Here is a 16,064-nt window from a genome sequence, read left to right as displayed (position 1 = left end):
ATACACAACCTATCACAAACAACTATATTATGAAGTCCCTACTCACCTCTCTGCTAGTATTACTGGTTACATGTCAAACTTATTCTCAGAAAACACAAAGCCTTGAAGACATGAATCCTGGAGAAATCCGAAAGTTTTTAATGACTCAGAATGAGTCTGATGAAGCTAAGGAAATGATCATCAAACACAATCGGTCCAGAAAAAGCGCATTTGTCTTTTTTGGCTCAACCATACTTCTTGCAATCATCTCCAACAACTCCGTGAACCCTGATGAGGACAATAAAGATTCCATTTTAGCTGCTGTGGGCGCCTGGTCATGTGGGTTGATCAGCCTTGCATGTACCATTTCAGCAAGTGAACGAATGAAGAAGGCCAAAAAAATATACCTGGATGATGTTGGCTCTAATATGGAAATTGGTCTCTTGGACAAAAGAGGGTTATCTCCTGTCATTAGGGATGAGGTCAGTATTAATCATATTATTTTTCAGTAAATCCACATCCATGAAAAAGATTGTATTATTTAGTTTGGCTCTTCTGCTCCAATCCATATGTATTGGCCAAAAAACAAAAAGCCTTGAAGGGATGAAGCAGACTGAAATTAGAAGGTACCTGATGACACAAACTGAATCAGAAATGGCTTTGGAAATGATCAAAAAGCACAATACTTCTCGAATATTTTCTTACGTATTCTTTGGTAGTGGTTTCATAACCCTCATGAGTCAAAATCCATCAGACGAAAAGAATGTTATACTAACTACTTTCTATGGTGGCACATTGCTGATTGCCGGATTGATAACAGCAGTTGCATCGGATGCCAGGCTAAAGAAAGCAGCAAAACTCTACCAACACGACATTCAGAAAGCTGAACTAAAACCTAATATACGTTCAGAATTAAACACATTTGGAAAGGCTAAATATCCCACTCCTCGTTGATCTGGGAAATAGCATGGTGCCCGGTCATATCAAATTGGCAAGGCACTACAGAAACATAGTTATTGGCAAGGGCCCATTCGTCGTTATCCTCCCCTTTGTCATGATTTACAAAATTTCCTACCATCCAGAAATAGGTTCTGCCGTAAGGATCTTTTCTCACATCAAATTGCTCTTCCCAGTTGGCGTTGGCTTGACGGCATACTTTAATGCCTCTGATCTCTTCCTTTTGTCTGGCTGGAAAGTTGACATTTAGGGCAATACCTTTCGGAATCCCGTTCTTGAGCGCCTCCCCGGTTACTTTCTTCACATAGTTATCGATGTGATCCATATCCGCATCCGGATCATAATCACACAGCGAAAAACCGATCGCCGGAAGGTGCTCGATGGCTCCTTCTATCGCTGCACTCATCGTCCCGGAATAAAGTACGCTGATGGAACTGTTACTTCCATGATTCACTCCAGAAACCACTAAATCGATGTTTCGATCTTTCAGCACATAGTGCTTAGCCAGTTTCACACAATCTGCAGGTGTGCCTGTACACTCATATGCCTCTATGCCTTCAAACAATTCACTCTTTTTCAATCGTAGCGTATCTCCAACAGTAATGGCATGTCCCATCCCGGATTGCGGACTATCTGGAGCCACTACCACAACCTCACCCAACTCCTTCACTACATTTACCAGCTTCCTGATTCCGCGGGAAGTGATACCATCGTCGTTGCTTACAAGAATTAGTGGTTTTGCCATAGATCAAATTGAATTGTAAAATGCGGTAATACGAACAAGATCAGACATCTCATCCGTATCTAGTCTGTTGTCTTTAATGAATTTCTTGATGTCAGATTGCTTCTTTCGCATATATAGAAGAAGGTCTTTCTTCTTTCCATTGAAGAAGGTGATGTTTCCTTTGCTATCCATGAAATAGTATGAATATTTAATCACCAACCGGGAGGTATTTCCACCACCCCAATAGGCAGAAGAACTATTTACCGTCTGACTAACTATATGCTCCCTCGCCATCAAGGACAGTTTTCCTTCATACACCAACTCAAAGAAAACCGGAATTTTGTAATCAATATTAACAGTATAGGGTATGGAATAAAACTGACGATAATTGTTAAGGATTTGATCAAAAATCTCAAAATAAAAAACCTTGTGGCTGGAAAATGACTTGGTCTTTCCCTGATGGATCACAGTTAAAATATTTGCATCCAGATCATATTTCAGGTTTCCTTTGATTGTATCCTTGTCAGTAGTCACCATGAACCCTTCATGAAATACCTCCGAAGAAAACGTCTGCGCTGAAATACCAAACGCAACGAGTAACAGAACAATCGAAAATACTTTTCTCATTTTAAAATTTCGTGCCCCAGTTTGTCTCTTTTGGTTTCAAGATACTTTTGGTTGTGCTGGTTTGGAGCTATTTCTATTGCAATATTTTCCACAATTTCCAGGCCATATCCCATCAACCCTACTCGTTTCTTAGGGTTATTGGTAATCAGGCGCAATTTAGAAATTCCCAGCTTTCTTAGGATCTGAGCTCCCACCCCATAGTCACGTTGATCAGATTTAAAGCCCAACTCCAGGTTTGCCTCTACAGTATCTTTTCCCTCTTCCTGTAGTTTATACGCCTTCAATTTGTTCATCAGTCCGATTCCACGCCCCTCTTGGTTCATATACAAAACAACACCTTTACCCTCTTTCTCCACCATTTGCATCGCTCCATGCAGCTGACCACCACAATCACATCGGCATGAGCCAAAGATATCTCCTGTAACACACGAACTGTGCACTCGAACCATTACTGGTTCTCCCTCTTTCCAGGTTCCTTTTATCAATGCCAAATGCTCTTCTCCGGTATTCTTTTGTTTAAATGCTTTTAGTTGAAAATCTCCCCAATTGGTTGGCATACTCACCTCAATCTCTTCTTCAACCATGGATTCTTTATCCATGCGATACTTGATGAGATCGGCAATCGAAACAAGCTTTAAACCAAATTTATCAGCTATTTTTCGGCAATCGGGTAGGCGCGCCATTGTTCCATCGTCTTTCAGAATCTCTACCAGCACACCTCCTGGTGTAAGTCCGGCCAGACGCGAGAAGTCAACAGCAGCTTCTGTATGACCTGCACGTCTCAACACTCCTCCTTGCTTTGCTTTTAATGGAAAAATGTGCCCGGGGCGCCCCAGGTCTTCCGGTTTAGTATCTGGGTTAACCAATGCCTTGATTGTCTTGGCCCGATCTGAAGTAGAAATACCGGTGGTCGTTCCATGTCCAATTAAATCGACAGAGACCGTAAAGGGTGTTTCGAAAGTAGCTGTGTTCTTGCCTACCATCAGGTCTAAATCCAGCTCTTTACAACGATCTTCCAACAAGGAAGCACAGATCAACCCTCTGCCCTCCTTTGACATGAAGTTGATAATATCCGGAGTAACCTTATCCGCAGCACAAATGAAGTCTCCCTCATTTTCTCTATCCTCATCATCTACCACGATGATCACTTCTCCATTTTTAATGGCCTCAATGGCCTCTTCTATTTTATCTAGCATTATCCTACTAATACGTTTCCTAATATTTTGGCAATCTCCACCGACACCTTCTTCAACTCATTTATGTCGTCCAAAAGTTCATCTACCTCAGCTTCATTTGTCGCATGTTTCAATTTTTCGGTTTCCTCCTGAATCAATTGCTGTACAATTCTAAATTTCAATCGTAGTACGTTCGTGTACGTTACATCCTTCAAAAACTCCGTTTCTCTGGGAACATGGATCTGATATTTTTCACTCCAGTTTTCACTTATTTCGTACTTATCAGCGCTTAAGTCAATAACCGTTTTCCGTACATCCTCATCCTCATGATTTAACAGATATTCTCCGTCAATTACTTCACCTTCATTTAGCTTTTCACGAAATACATCAATGATTTTCCGATATGTCTCATTGGTAAACTGAATTTCATCCGCTTCGTTCAGAAAATAGTCAATTAAGTTCTGATCCTGCATCTCACGTGTCTGGATCTTGTTTTTTCCGTAGTTTACCAGCACACGGATACTTTCTCTTTCCTGAAACTCAATAATCTTTCCAATGTCCAGCTGATCAACCAGGTCTTCGTTTTGATCCATCGGAAATGGAGGTATCTCCACTTCAGGCTGGGATGGTTGATCTGAGCGAGTCTTCTTACGGTTTTCAATCAGAATCTTATTTTGCTCAGCAACCAGAACCGATTCCGCTATTCCCAGTAAATCACTGCATTCCTTGATGTAGACCGTGCGTTTTACCGGATCATTGATCTTGGTAATACTGGAAACGATATCTTTAATGACACCCGCTTTTTTGACCGGGTCATTTCCTGTTTCGTCAAGGAGCACCTTTGTCTTGAACCGGATGATATCCTGCGCTTCCTCAGCTACATACTCACGGAAGCCTGCAGCCCCCAATTGCCTGGCATAGCTATCAGGATCCTCACCTTCCGGAAGAGCGACCGCCTTCACATTCAAATCTCCCTCCAACAAAAGATCAATCCCTCTCATGGAAGCTTTGATGCCAGCCTGATCACCATCAAAAATGACGGTAACATTTTCGGTGTAGCGACGAATGAGCTTAACCTGATCTTCTGTGAGTGCGGTTCCCGATGAAGCCACAACATTTTCAACTCCTGCCTGATGCATGGAAATGACGTCCGTATAACCTTCAACCAGGTAGCAATTGTCTTCTTTTCGAATCGCGTTTTTGCTCTGAGACATCCCGTAGAGCACTTTGCTCTTATGGTATAGCTCTGTCTCCGGGCTATTGATGTATTTGGCAGACTTGTCGGTGCTGGAAAGTTTTCTGCCTCCAAATGCAATGGTCTTACCTGACACGTTGTGAATGGGAAACATGACCCTACTACGAAACCGATCATAATTTTTTCCATCCTTGTCAATGACCAATCCAGCTTCTGCCAGCAACTCCTTGTTGTAACCTTTGCTTGTAGCTTCATTTAAAAGGCCATCCCATAGTTCCTTTGAGTATCCAAGCTCAAATTTTTTGATGGTCTCCTCGGTAAACCCCCTTTCTTTGAAATAAGAAAGTCCGATGGATTTGCCCTCTTCAGAATCATGGAGCACATTCTGAAAATACTCATTGGCAAAATTGAGAACGATGTATAAGCTCTCTCGTTTGTTTTGGGCCTGCTGAGCTTCGTCGGACTGTTCTTCCTCTTTTACTTCGATCCCATACTTCCCGGCCAGGTATTTCAGCGCTTCTACATAACTCAGCCCATCTACCTCCATCACGAAAGTGATGGCATCACCACCTTTTCCGGAACTAAAGTCTTTAAAGATGCCCTTTGATGGTACCACATAGAAAGAAGGCGTCTTCTCGTTCGTGAAAGGGCTTAATGCTTTGTAACTTGAGCCAGATCGCTTGAGGTTTACAAAATCCCCAACCACCTCGACTATGTCGATTCGGTTTTTAATTTCTTCGATGGTAGAGGGATGGATCATACGCGAAATTGGAATGCAAAATTACCAGATAAATAGGATACAAAATCATCAGGATTTACACATACATTTGAATAAAAAAATCAATGCCAAAACAAACCACTCATCCAGTCAATATTTTATTCGTTTCCATCTCCGGATTGATCAGTGACATAGCCTGGCAATGTGTGAGAGAAGGCCATGAGGTTAAGTATTTTATAGAAGAGGAAAGTGAAAAAGAGATTGGGAATGGGTTTCTGCCAAAGGTAGACGACTGGGAATCGGAGATAGACTGGGCTGATCTGATCGTTTTTGATGACGTGTTAGGTCAGGGTGAAAAAGCGAAGCAGCTTCGTGAGAAAGGTAAATATGTTGTAGGTGGTACCCCCTACACTGATAAATTGGAAGACGATCGGTCGTTTGGACAAAGTGAGCTAAAGAAGCATAAAGTCAATATTCTCAATTATCACGAGTTTGATTCCTTTGATGCAGGCATTGAACACATTAAAGCTAATCCCGGCAAGTATGTATTGAAGCCCAGTGGTGAAGCTCAAAACATTAAACGATTGCTGTTTGTAGGAATGGAGGAGGATGGTAGCGACGTACTACGAATCCTGAGTGCGTATAAAAATGCCTGGAGTGAAGAGGTGAAGATCTATCAACTTCAGAAAAAGGTAGATACCGGGGTTGAAATAGGTGTAGGAGCATTTTTCAATGGAAAGGAATTTATTTATCCAATCAACATCAATTTCGAGCACAAAAAACTATTTCCCGGTGAACTAGGTGTCGCAACAGGAGAAATGGGTACCAGCATGTTTTGGAGTGGGCCCAACAAGATTTTCAATGCCACCCTGAAAAAAATGGAGCCTACCCTGGCTGAAGAAGGCTATGTGGGGTACATTGATATTAATTGTATTGTAAACAGCAATGGAATATATCCATTGGAGTTTACCTCACGTTTCGGCTATCCTACCATTTCCATTCAGGCAGATGGAATGAATAGTGGGATTGGTGACTTTTTCTACCAACTTGCGAAAGGTGAGAAGCCAAACCTGAAAGTAAAAAGTGGTTTTCAGGTAGGCGCCAGGGTGGTCGTTCCACCGTTTCCCTACAAGGATCAAAAAACATTTGAGGCCTTCTCAAAAGATGCTGCTATCGTATTTAAGAAACCGATGGCTGAAGGTGTTCATATCGAGGATGTGAAAATGGTGAATAATGAATGGCTGATAACCGGAGGTAGTGGTGTAGCGCTTATCGTCACCGGACTGGGTCTCACAATGAAGCAAGCCCAGCAACAGCTTTATGCCCGCATCAGAAATATTATGATTCCAAACATGTATTATCGAACTGATATTGGAAATCGTTGGTTTGAAGATAGTGACAAGTTGCACGCCTGGGGCTACCTCAGAGAGAGCTAATGTGCACTTTTCATTTTAACTTGCGGCGCGAATGGAATTGACGAAAGAAAATCTACTAAAAGCACTGAGTGAAGTAATTGATCCGGACCTAAAAAAGGACCTGGTTTCGCTCGGCATGATTCAGAATATTCACATTGATGGCAATAAGGCAGCATTTGATGTCGTCTTAACGACTCCAGCCTGTCCGTTAAAAGAAGTCATCAAGAAAGACTGTGAAAAGAAAATTAAAAAGCATTTAGGTGATGTGAAGACGATCATCAATATGACGTCTAATGTTACAACGAAAAGGGATGAAGGACCGGTTCTGCCCGGAGTAAAGAATATCATTGCCGTTTCATCCGGAAAAGGTGGCGTTGGTAAATCTACTGTCGCAGCTAACCTGGCTGTTTCACTGGCACGCTCCGGTGCGGATGTAGGCCTTATTGATGCAGATATTTATGGACCATCTATTCCTACCATGTTCAACTGTGAATTTGAACAGCCTGGAATTGTACAGGAAGATGGAAAAAACAAGATTGTACCGATTCAACAGTATGGTGTCAAGCTGATATCCATTGGTTTTCTCACCAACAGTGAAGATGCTGTTGTTTGGAGAGGTCCGATGGCCAGCTCTGCATTAAGACAATTTATATCAGATGCTAAATGGGGTGATTTGGATTACCTCATCATCGATCTGCCCCCAGGAACTAGTGATATCCACTTGACATTGGTTCAGGCGGTACCGGTTACTGGGGCTGTTGTGGTAACTACTCCTCAAAAAGTAGCCCTGGCAGATGCACAAAAAGGAATTTCGATGTTTAAACAGCCACAAATCAACGTACCTATCTTAGGTTTAGTTGAAAATATGGCCTGGTTTACGCCGGATGAGCTTCCTGACAATAAATACTTTATCTTTGGTGAAGGTGGGGGGCAGAAGCTGGCTGAGAAAAATGAAGTCGAACTGCTGGGACAAATTCCTATCGTACAATCCATCAGAGAAAGTGGTGATAACGGATATCCCGCAGCTATGAAAGATGGAGAATTGGCAGATGCTTTTAAAAACCTGGCTGAAAATGTGGCCAGACAGGTTGCAATCAGAAATGCCTCCGCTCCTGAGACTAAAAAAGTAGAAGTGACCGTTTAGGATATGTCAGAATTAGTAGAAAAAGTAGAAAAAGCTCTCAACACTATCAGACCATACCTGGAAGCAGATGGTGGTGATGTGAAAGTGCTGGAAGTGGACAAAGACATGAATGTGGTGCTGGAACTAATGGGTAACTGTGGATCTTGTCCCATGTCTACAATGACATTAAAAGCTGGTGTAGAAGAAGCAATCAAACGTGAAGTCCCTGAAATCAAAAGCGTGCAAGCGGTCAACATTACCTCGCCTGATGATCCAAACGCCAAACTTCCATTCGCAAATTGATGAACCCATGCGATTTGGGTTACTCATTGTTTTACTCACTTTTGCCACATTCAACCTTAACGCTCAGAAAAGGTGTGGAACTCAGGCACCTACAACTGGTGAATTTGAAAACTGGATCAGTACCAAAATAGCTGAGCGTCAGGCCAGAGCCGAACAACCGCTTGCTCCACTTTATCAAATTCCGGTTGTAGTACATGTATTCCACAAAGGAGAACCGGTAGGAACAGGTGTGAACCTTTCCGAAGAGCGAATCAAAGCACAGATAGACTCATTGACAGCTGATTTCAGACGGATGAATGCAGATGCAGAAAATACTCCGATGGAGTTTGATGCTGTCGCTGCAGATGTAGAAATTGAGTTTGTACTAGCCAAGCAAGATCCGGATGGAAATCCTACAAACGGAATTGTCCGGGTAAGGGGATCAAGAGACAGCTATCGTGCAAATTCGCATCGACCACTGCTTCGTTCCGAAAGCTTTTGGCCTGCAGAACATTATCTCAACATTTTTGTGACAGACCTGGAAGTATTTCTGGGTTATGCATCTTTTCCCCTGATTACACTTGAAGGAATAACGAATGGTACAGAAGACTACATTTTAGACGGTGTACTTATTGATCACGAGTATTTTGGTGTAAACCCTTCTGCCCCTGCATTTGAAAGTTATGGAAGAACACTAACACATGAGGTTGGACATTACCTTGGGTTGCGTCATATTTGGGGCGATGGCGGCTGCTCCGTGGATGATTTTGTAGATGATACACCACTTGCTGATACGGATAATGGCGATTACTCCTCTCCATGCACCTTCCCAAACCCAGATGATAACATTGTTTGCGTCATGGGTGAGCCGGAAATGTTTCAAAACTACATGGACTACACTGATGATATCTGCATGAACCTTTTTACCGAAGGTCAGAAAACTCGAATGCGAACAGTGATGGACAATGCTCCCAACCGAACCTCACTTATTTCTAGCCCTGGCCTTTCAGAACCTAGTCGTTTTGCAGATGACTTAGCTGCAGTTGACATCCTGAGTCCGGCTTTAGCAGAATGTGAAACCACTTTGACTCCAGAATTGAGAGTGGTCAACTACGGCAACACGGAAATCACATCTTATGATGTCCAATTATTAATAGATTCCAGTCCTATAGGAAGCCCACAAAGCATCTCTACCAGTCTCCAACCTTTAGACTCAGATACCGTTTCGTTTAGCTCTCAAACCATCAATGCTAACTCCACTATTTCCTTTGAAATCAGCAATGTGAATGGCGGAATAGATGGTAATACAGGCAATAATTCCATTAGCCAATTACTAACATCTACTTCTTCTACTACGCTACCATTCATTCAGGATATGGAATCTGCACCAGGATTACTGGGAAATATTGGAACTGATTTGCCATGGGAAGTGACCACTGCTCCCAAAGAAAGCCCTTCAAATAATGCATTAATTTTCAAGGCACACAATAATACCGAGTGGTTTGGCGAAGAAACAATACTAAAAACTACCGTGTTTGACCTGACAAATATCACTTCGGGGGAAATCCAATTTAGCTATGCACATGCCAACAGGCCGGACGCATTTTACGATGGCTTCATGATCAAAGCCAGTGTCGATTGTGGTAACACTTTTCCTGACATCCTGTTTTCAACTTTTGGACCTGATCTGGCAACAGCTAATGAAACAGATGATTTTTTCATTCCAGCCAATCAACTAGAATGGATAGACACTCTTGTGAGCATTACGGATTATCGAGGAATTGATGGGGTCCAATTTGCCTTTGTAGGAATGAATGGAGGTGGTAATAATATTTACCTAGACGATGTACAAGTTGTAGAAACAAATCTTTTTGAAAATGATGTAAAACCTATTTCATTATCAGTACCTCAAATTATATGCTCCGAAACATCTGAGATTAGTTTGACTGCCCGTAATAATGGTTCTGAAACTGTTACTTCCTTTGGTATTAAGTACTTCGTAAATGGTGATACGTTAACAGCTTCCTTTAATGGATTAAACCTCTCCTCTAAAAAATCAGGAAGTTTTTCGTTTCTGGTAAGTGATTTAAATGTTGGTGAAAATGAAGTGGGTATTAAGATTACCACGGTAAACAATGTCGCAGACGAGTCGGTGGATGAAAATATTATAAAGACCCCTCTAAATCGGGATAATATCGACGATGAATATCCGCTTACTGTAGATTTTGAAGTTCAGGACAATTGGCAACTAGCTACAAGTGGTCAGAACAACCTATGGGAGCGAGTCGAAGTTGCATCAAATGGCACACTCCGAGCTAATGGTTTTGATGCGACAGAGCTTGGAGAAAAAAGTTGGTTTATAAGCCCAAGGTTAAATACCGGTGGATTGGATAGTGCAGGGCTTTACTTTCGAGCTTCTTACGCCTCTCGAGATGGTTTTGATGATCGCCTAGAAGTGTTATTATCTACTGATTGCGGACAAAATTATTATCAAACACATCTATTGGATGCCGATTCTGATTCCTTGGCAGTTACAACTTCTAGTGAAAAATGGGTGCCTTCTGATGACTCAGACTGGAAAGAATATCGAATAGACCTTTCGCAAACATTTTTCTTCGATGAAGATATTCGAATTGCGTTTGTTTTTACACCCGGCGGAGGAAATGATCTCTATATAGACGACATCAGTATCCGGGGTAATGATCCCCCTACCTATGTGGATTTTGTAAGAACGTACCCAAATCCGGCCGTATTACAATTTAACGTTGGATTGAACTTACCTCAAAAAGAATCAGTGGTTATCCGGCTGCAGGATATAAGTGGAAAAATTGTTTTTGAAGAGCGCATTGATAATGCACTTAACCAAGTTCTGGAATATAAGGCCCCAAGTCAGGGAGGACTCTATTTCCTTACTGTGACAGGTACTGGATTCTGCAACTCTCAAAAGCTGTTTATTAGTCGCTAATTCATTAGGTTTATCCCTTCATTAAAAAGAGCTATGTCATTTAAAAAACCAACCAGTATTAAAGACTTTCTTCAACACCTTGCGATTCTGATTGGCGCTTCTGTATTAATTATCATTATCGTTTTTTATGTGTGGCTACCGATCACCACCAATCATGGCGAAACTATCACTGTACCTGATATTCAAGGAATGACCGTGGATGAATTGGATGATTTTCTGGGTAAGAGAAACCTAAGATACGAGGCAACTGCAGACTCGAGCTACTCTCCCAATCATCCACCACTGGCAGTCCTCCGGCAGGTACCTAAGCCAAATACCAAGGTGAAAGAAAATCGAAAAATCTACGTTACCCTTAATGCAGAAAGCCCACCAAAAGTACGGATGCCTAAAGTAGAAGACCTTTCACTTAAAAGTGCAATGATGGTTCTCAAGTCATATGATTTGAAGTTAGGTGAAGTAAAATACATTCCAGATGTATTTTTTGGTGTTGTACATGAAGCCAAAATGAATGGCAGAACTGTTCTGGAAGGTGAAAAGATTGAAAAGGGATCAGTTATTAATCTGGTAGCTGGTGATGGATATGGAAATACACAGTTCCAGTCACCTAATTTAATAGGTCTGGAGCAAGAAGAAGCAGAGGTGGCCATCATTGGATCAGGTTTAAAGATTGGTAAGATTGAAATCACAGATAAGTCACTAGCTGGATTTGCTGCGATTGATTCTGCTGGAAATGACATCCTGGAATATAGACAGATCGCTCCCGGAACCGTTCAGCAACAGTACCCTCGTCCGGAAAGAAGGGTGAAAATCGGTGATCCTGTAGATATCTGGATCTATAAGCCGGACTCTGTAAGCAACACCGCAACGATTTTAGATAATCAATGAGGAAATTCGTTTTTGCAACATTCGTTTTGGCTGTTCAGCTAGGGTTTACTCAGCTAACAATAAAGCCTATCCAAAAACCAGAGCAGAATACTCGTGCACGAACTTCCGCTACTCAAACGCTAAACCCATCTAATCTACCATTTTGGGATGATTTTTCTATTACTGCAGATTCCCCTGATAGCATACGAGTTTGGGAAAGCGACACCTCCTTACAGTGGAATTATGACTTAAGCAAGAATGTCTATGTAAACGCTACGCTAGCAATCAATCCTCCCACTTACAAGGTAGCCACCTTTGATGGTTTGGATGCAAACGGTGGCTTTCACGACGGAAGTGATATTGGATTGGCTGATCAACTGGTGTCGGACACCATAAATCTGCAAGGAAAAGCCAATGTGGTATTATCATTCTATTGGCAGGCTGGTGGTAATGTAGAAATACCGGAGGAGGGCGACTCACTCATCCTTCAGTTTTACAGTCCAAACATCGAAACAAATGAGGGCTGGAGAACCGTCTGGTCAAAAGATGGAGGAGACCTGGAGTCTGATCAGGATTCAGTCTTTACCCAGGTCGCAGCGGATGTTGAATCCATCTTCCTGACAGACGCATTCGTATTCCGGTTTCAATCCTATGGAGATAAAGATGGCCCTTTTGATGCCTGGCACGTGGACTGGATTTACCTGAATGAAAACAGACAGGACGATGATTTTTACTACTTGGATCGAGGCTTAACAGGACAATTAACCTCTCCAATTGCCCCATTCAAATCAATGCCTATTCATCAATTCAAATTAAATCAAGCTGAACTAACCAACAGTCAATTTGTACAGGGATTCAACCTAGATGAACAACTCCAACCTACTGAGTATATTCTGGTTATTAGGGATTCAAATAATGGAACTCAGATCGATTCGATAGAATATGGTGACGAAGACCCCCTATTTCCTAACCCTAATCCCTTAAAAGCCAGCGTTGAACGATTCATCGAATTAGATGGAATTGACCTGTCAACCATTCCTAATGAAGATTCAATTAACCTGCTTTCTGAGGTGTATCTTGAGAGTTCTGACGATGAGTTTCTTGATGGAACCAACGTTGATCTACGAATCAACGATACTCTCAGAACTCAATACCTCCTTCATAATTATTATGCGTTTGATGATGGGACGGCTGAATATGCTGCAGGTACCAATATCAGTGGTGGACAGGTAGCTATCAAATTTTGGCTGGAAGCACCCGATACGCTAACCCATGTAGACATCCACTTTCCGAATATTGATCCGATCAGCAATGGAAGTCCACTGGATCTTAACATTTTTAAGGACCTGAATGATGACCCTATTCAATCGCAAGACATCCTGGTGATCAACGCAGGCGCTCTTAATCAGTTTACCCGGTATGAACTGAGCAAGCCAATACTACTTTCAGATACCTTTTATCTTGGGTATCAGCAAAGTAAAAATGAATATATCGGGGTAGGTTTTGACCGCAGCAATCCGGAGGCCTCTCAGTATATCTATGAAAATAAAACGGGTGAATGGGAGCAGAATGTACGCCTTTCCGGAGCGCTTATGGTTCGCCCGGTCTTCGCCAAAATAGACAGCATAGTGCTGAATGCAAAACCAGAACAAAAGCTAAAAGTATATCCTAACCCTACAACTGGAATGGTTTCCATTGAGGGTGAATATGAGGCAGTTTCAGTTATCGATTTTTCGGGAAGAAAACTGCATAGCGAGCATGCACAATCAATCCATGATTTTACAAGTTTGAAGCCGGGCTTATATTTGCTCACCATTCACCGAAAGGAAGGTGACCAAACCATAAAAATCATCAAAAAATGAACGAAGACATTACCTGCCAGGAAGTAAAGCAACGATTGGAAAACGGCGAAAAATTCAATTTCATTGACGTAAGAGAAGAGTGGGAATATGAAGAAGCCAACATCGGCGCAAAATTGATACCCCTTGGAGATCTACCGAGCAGACTTTCAGAAATAGAACACATGAAAGATGATGAAGTAATCGTTCATTGCAAGTCTGGCGCAAGATCGGGAAGAGCAAAGAAATTTCTCAATTTGCAGGGATTCACTAACGTCAGAAACATGGAAGGCGGCATCACAGCCTACCTGGAACTCTAAAGTCCCTCTATTACTAATGGCTGGGGACTGAAGCTCAGTATAAATATGATAAGGGCTACCCAGCCAAGTATTTTCCTTCCGATGGTCAGTTCAGAATTGTCCACAACAGGTGGGTGATCTACACCAATAAATCGTCCAATCAAAATAGAGAATAACAACCAGCCGGTATAGCCCTCCACCTTGAAAATGGAGGCCACAAAAAATTGCACAGTAAACAATACGGTTGCGAAGAGCAGCCGATCTCGTTTCTGCTTAAACACACTAAACGCACTCCAGTAAACCACAAAGAGGTATAGCGCTATACTGATGACGAAGTTACTCATGGCTTCCATGGAGTTATTAGGCAGATCCGCCGTGGTTACCCATCCTAAACCAGCATAGAAAAGAAAAGCAGTAAATAGTACTCTGGAAATGATCGCATGATTTTTTGCGCCAAATAGCCCAAATAGTACGTGTCCCCCATCCAGTTGTCCAATCGGCAGTAGGTTTAGTGCAGTAAAGAAAAAGGCAAGGTAAGCAGCTAAAAGTACCGGATAATGCATCAGCTCTTTTGAGCTCGGGACATATCGATCATCAGGAGCCAGGTATTGCCTGCCGAGGTTCATTAGAATATTATCCCCAAAGTAAACAGACCCTTCTCTACCAGTATCAATGGTATCCTGCAGGGTTTCAAATGCAAGCCGATCCCGATTCAAATCCTTCTTAAGAATGAGTGTGTCCAGACCCTCCATTCGTTCTTCAAAATTTTCTCCAAATACCTCATACTCCGGATGAATCTCGTAGATATAATCCGTCTCTGGTAGTGTTTGAAAGCCATAAACCAAAAGAGCAATGGCTATTACAAATCCGGCAATGGGTCCTGAAACACCCACATCAAAATACTTGGTCCGACTCAAAATATTTTCCTTGATGCGTATGAAAGCGCCCATGGTACCAAGAGAAGCCAGTCCAACAAATCCAAACCACATGGGTATGTAGTAAGGAAGTGTAACGTTGATTTTGTGATAACGTGCAGTAAAATAGTGTCCAAATTCATGGACAGTAAGAATGAGCAAAAACGGGATTGAAAAATTGAATCCAAAGAGAAAATCATCCCAAGTCATCCCAAAAATCACATACTTCCCAAGGGTCCACTCTGCACCAGCAAATGTGGTGGTTATGAGTGTAACTATGAATAAACCGAGTTGAATTAAAAGTGTCTTCCGTTGTTTATTCAAGCCCAAATATTTGGTTTAATTGTGTGTCAGGATCAAAAATTTGAACAGCCTTCATTCCCGCACGTTGTGCTCCTTCTACGTTATCTAAGCGATCATCCAGAAAGAGCATCCTGGATGCATAAAGACCGATATCGTCTATAACAAACTTGAAGCAGTTCAGGTTTGGCTTTCGCATACCAATTTCGTGAGAATAGTATACCTCCTTCACAAAGTCCCTAAGACTAAACCTACCAGTCGCTTCCATGATCATCTCCTCGTAGGCAATCTCATGAATCATGTTGGTGTTTGAAAGAATAAACGTGTCAAACCTCTCTCCTATTTTCAACACTTTGTCCATGCGTTCTTTCGTGATGGACTTGAGCATGCTGTTCCAGATACTCTCAAACTGGCGCTCACCCATCTTGGTACCTAAAAGTGAATTGATGCTGGCCCGGAACTCATCCGGACCGATCATCCCCATTTCGAATTTTTGAAGTACAGGAGCGGTGACGACCAGTTCTTCGATCTCATCCTGATTCTTTTTTGCTACTTCTGAAAACTTCCGGATGACCTTGGGGTAATCCAGGTCGATCAGTACATTTCCAAAATCAAAAATTACGGCATCAATGCCTTGTAGTAGGTCTGACATTCGTTGGCTATTAAGTCGCAAATATGTAATATTGCGC

At 42.1% G+C, this 16,064-nt stretch carries 15 protein-coding genes; 9 read left to right on the top strand and 6 right to left on the bottom strand.

The genetic code is table 11. From position 1 onward, the window contains the following. Positions 1 to 29 precede the first annotated feature (29 nt). A complete protein-coding gene (locus ACXAH9_RS05100) occupies positions 30 to 491 on the top strand; it encodes a hypothetical protein (protein ID WP_474893781.1) in 462 nt (153 codons plus the stop codon). A 10-nt stretch (positions 492 to 501) separates the two neighbouring features. After that, positions 502 to 933 carry a hypothetical protein gene (locus tag ACXAH9_RS05095; RefSeq protein ID WP_474893780.1) on the top strand — a complete coding sequence of 144 codons (432 nt, stop codon included), beginning with the start codon at positions 502 to 504 and terminating at the stop codon, positions 931 to 933. On the opposite strand, the gene surE is transcribed toward ACXAH9_RS05095, so the two are convergent. From surE to dnaG, 4 genes are read right to left on the bottom strand one after another with little or no spacing between them, the layout of a single operon-like run. Then, positions 911 to 1,681, bottom strand: a complete 771-nt coding sequence (gene surE, locus ACXAH9_RS05090) for a 5'/3'-nucleotidase SurE (protein ID WP_474893779.1) — start codon at positions 1,679 to 1,681, stop codon at positions 911 to 913. The genes ACXAH9_RS05095 and surE overlap by 23 nt on opposite strands. Before the next feature lie 3 nt (positions 1,682 to 1,684). Next, complete coding sequence (locus ACXAH9_RS05085) at positions 1,685 to 2,287, bottom strand: hypothetical protein (RefSeq protein WP_474893778.1); 603 nt, start codon at positions 2,285 to 2,287, stop codon at positions 1,685 to 1,687. After that, a complete protein-coding gene (locus ACXAH9_RS05080) occupies positions 2,284 to 3,483 on the bottom strand; it encodes a bifunctional 3,4-dihydroxy-2-butanone-4-phosphate synthase/GTP cyclohydrolase II (RefSeq protein ID WP_474893777.1) in 1,200 nt (399 codons plus the stop codon). Before ACXAH9_RS05080 ends, ACXAH9_RS05085 begins: the two co-directional genes overlap by 4 nt. Further along, positions 3,483 to 5,417: a DNA primase gene (dnaG, locus tag ACXAH9_RS05075; RefSeq protein WP_474893776.1), complete on the bottom strand. Its 1,935-nt coding sequence runs from the start codon at positions 5,415 to 5,417 to the stop codon at positions 3,483 to 3,485. The genes ACXAH9_RS05080 and dnaG overlap by 1 nt, the downstream gene beginning before the upstream one ends. An 83-nt stretch (positions 5,418 to 5,500) precedes the next feature. Here dnaG and ACXAH9_RS05070 point away from each other — a divergent pair, with 83 nt between their 5' ends. The 7 genes from ACXAH9_RS05070 to ACXAH9_RS05040 are packed head-to-tail and all read left to right on the top strand — an operon-like array spanning position 5,501 to position 14,182. Continuing rightward, positions 5,501 to 6,811, top strand: a complete 1,311-nt coding sequence (locus ACXAH9_RS05070; RefSeq protein ID WP_474893775.1) for a hypothetical protein — start codon at positions 5,501 to 5,503, stop codon at positions 6,809 to 6,811. Positions 6,812 to 6,842: 31 nt separating this feature from the next. After that, positions 6,843 to 7,934: an Mrp/NBP35 family ATP-binding protein gene (locus ACXAH9_RS05065; protein ID WP_474893774.1), complete on the top strand. Its 1,092-nt coding sequence runs from the start codon at positions 6,843 to 6,845 to the stop codon at positions 7,932 to 7,934. 3 nt (positions 7,935 to 7,937) lie between these two features. Continuing rightward, entirely contained in the window at positions 7,938 to 8,216 is a 279-nt protein-coding gene (locus ACXAH9_RS05060; RefSeq protein WP_349562528.1) for a NifU family protein, read from the top strand. Then, on the top strand, positions 8,182 to 11,160 hold the full coding sequence (locus tag ACXAH9_RS05055; protein WP_474893773.1) for a choice-of-anchor J domain-containing protein: 2,979 nt from the start codon (positions 8,182 to 8,184) through the stop codon (positions 11,158 to 11,160). The genes ACXAH9_RS05060 and ACXAH9_RS05055 overlap by 35 nt, the downstream gene beginning before the upstream one ends. A gap of 33 nt (positions 11,161 to 11,193) precedes the next feature. Further along, positions 11,194 to 12,045 carry a PASTA domain-containing protein gene (locus ACXAH9_RS05050; RefSeq protein WP_474893772.1) on the top strand — a complete coding sequence of 284 codons (852 nt, stop codon included), beginning with the start codon at positions 11,194 to 11,196 and terminating at the stop codon, positions 12,043 to 12,045. Then, positions 12,042 to 13,886, top strand: coding sequence for a T9SS type A sorting domain-containing protein (locus ACXAH9_RS05045; RefSeq protein ID WP_474893771.1), 1,845 nt, complete (start codon positions 12,042 to 12,044; stop codon positions 13,884 to 13,886). The genes ACXAH9_RS05050 and ACXAH9_RS05045 overlap by 4 nt, the downstream gene beginning before the upstream one ends. Then, on the top strand, positions 13,883 to 14,182 hold the full coding sequence (locus ACXAH9_RS05040; protein WP_474893770.1) for a rhodanese-like domain-containing protein: 300 nt from the start codon (positions 13,883 to 13,885) through the stop codon (positions 14,180 to 14,182). Before ACXAH9_RS05045 ends, ACXAH9_RS05040 begins: the two co-directional genes overlap by 4 nt. On the opposite strand, the gene ACXAH9_RS05035 is transcribed toward ACXAH9_RS05040, so the two are convergent. Both ACXAH9_RS05035 and ACXAH9_RS05030 read right to left on the bottom strand, forming a co-directional pair. Then, positions 14,179 to 15,399 carry a site-2 protease family protein gene (locus tag ACXAH9_RS05035; RefSeq protein WP_474893769.1) on the bottom strand — a complete coding sequence of 407 codons (1,221 nt, stop codon included), beginning with the start codon at positions 15,397 to 15,399 and terminating at the stop codon, positions 14,179 to 14,181. The two genes, ACXAH9_RS05040 and ACXAH9_RS05035, sit on opposite strands and share 4 nt — an antisense overlap. Continuing rightward, a complete protein-coding gene (locus ACXAH9_RS05030; protein WP_474893768.1) occupies positions 15,392 to 16,027 on the bottom strand; it encodes an HAD family hydrolase in 636 nt (211 codons plus the stop codon). Before ACXAH9_RS05030 ends, ACXAH9_RS05035 begins: the two co-directional genes overlap by 8 nt. Positions 16,028 to 16,064: the final 37 nt, after the last annotated feature.

It is taken from the genome of Ekhidna sp. ABH4_415, assembly GCF_056161305.1.
Note: the sequence above shows the minus strand (reverse complement) of the source record. Positions and strands in the feature narration are given on the sequence as shown.

What these genes read in the sequence shown, in the direction of transcription:
- ACXAH9_RS05100 (WP_474893781.1), top strand. Translation starts at nt 30, where the DNA reads ATGAAGTCCCTACTCACCTCTCTGCTAGTATTACTGGTTACATGTCAA.
- ACXAH9_RS05095 (WP_474893780.1), top strand. Translation starts at nt 502, where the DNA reads ATGAAAAAGATTGTATTATTTAGTTTGGCTCTTCTGCTCCAATCCATA.
- surE (WP_474893779.1), bottom strand. Translation starts at nt 1,681, where the DNA reads ATGGCAAAACCACTAATTCTTGTAAGCAACGACGATGGTATCACTTCC.
- ACXAH9_RS05085 (WP_474893778.1), bottom strand. Translation starts at nt 2,287, where the DNA reads ATGAGAAAAGTATTTTCGATTGTTCTGTTACTCGTTGCGTTTGGTATT.
- ACXAH9_RS05080 (WP_474893777.1), bottom strand. Translation starts at nt 3,483, where the DNA reads ATGCTAGATAAAATAGAAGAGGCCATTGAGGCCATTAAAAATGGAGAA.
- dnaG (WP_474893776.1), bottom strand. Translation starts at nt 5,417, where the DNA reads ATGATCCATCCCTCTACCATCGAAGAAATTAAAAACCGAATCGACATA.
- ACXAH9_RS05070 (WP_474893775.1), top strand. Translation starts at nt 5,501, where the DNA reads ATGCCAAAACAAACCACTCATCCAGTCAATATTTTATTCGTTTCCATC.
- ACXAH9_RS05065 (WP_474893774.1), top strand. Translation starts at nt 6,843, where the DNA reads ATGGAATTGACGAAAGAAAATCTACTAAAAGCACTGAGTGAAGTAATT.
- ACXAH9_RS05060 (WP_349562528.1), top strand. Translation starts at nt 7,938, where the DNA reads ATGTCAGAATTAGTAGAAAAAGTAGAAAAAGCTCTCAACACTATCAGA.
- ACXAH9_RS05055 (WP_474893773.1), top strand. Translation starts at nt 8,182, where the DNA reads ATGATCCAAACGCCAAACTTCCATTCGCAAATTGATGAACCCATGCGA.
- ACXAH9_RS05050 (WP_474893772.1), top strand. Translation starts at nt 11,194, where the DNA reads ATGTCATTTAAAAAACCAACCAGTATTAAAGACTTTCTTCAACACCTT.
- ACXAH9_RS05045 (WP_474893771.1), top strand. Translation starts at nt 12,042, where the DNA reads ATGAGGAAATTCGTTTTTGCAACATTCGTTTTGGCTGTTCAGCTAGGG.
- ACXAH9_RS05040 (WP_474893770.1), top strand. Translation starts at nt 13,883, where the DNA reads ATGAACGAAGACATTACCTGCCAGGAAGTAAAGCAACGATTGGAAAAC.
- ACXAH9_RS05030 (WP_474893768.1), bottom strand. Translation starts at nt 16,027, where the DNA reads ATGTCAGACCTACTACAAGGCATTGATGCCGTAATTTTTGATTTTGGA.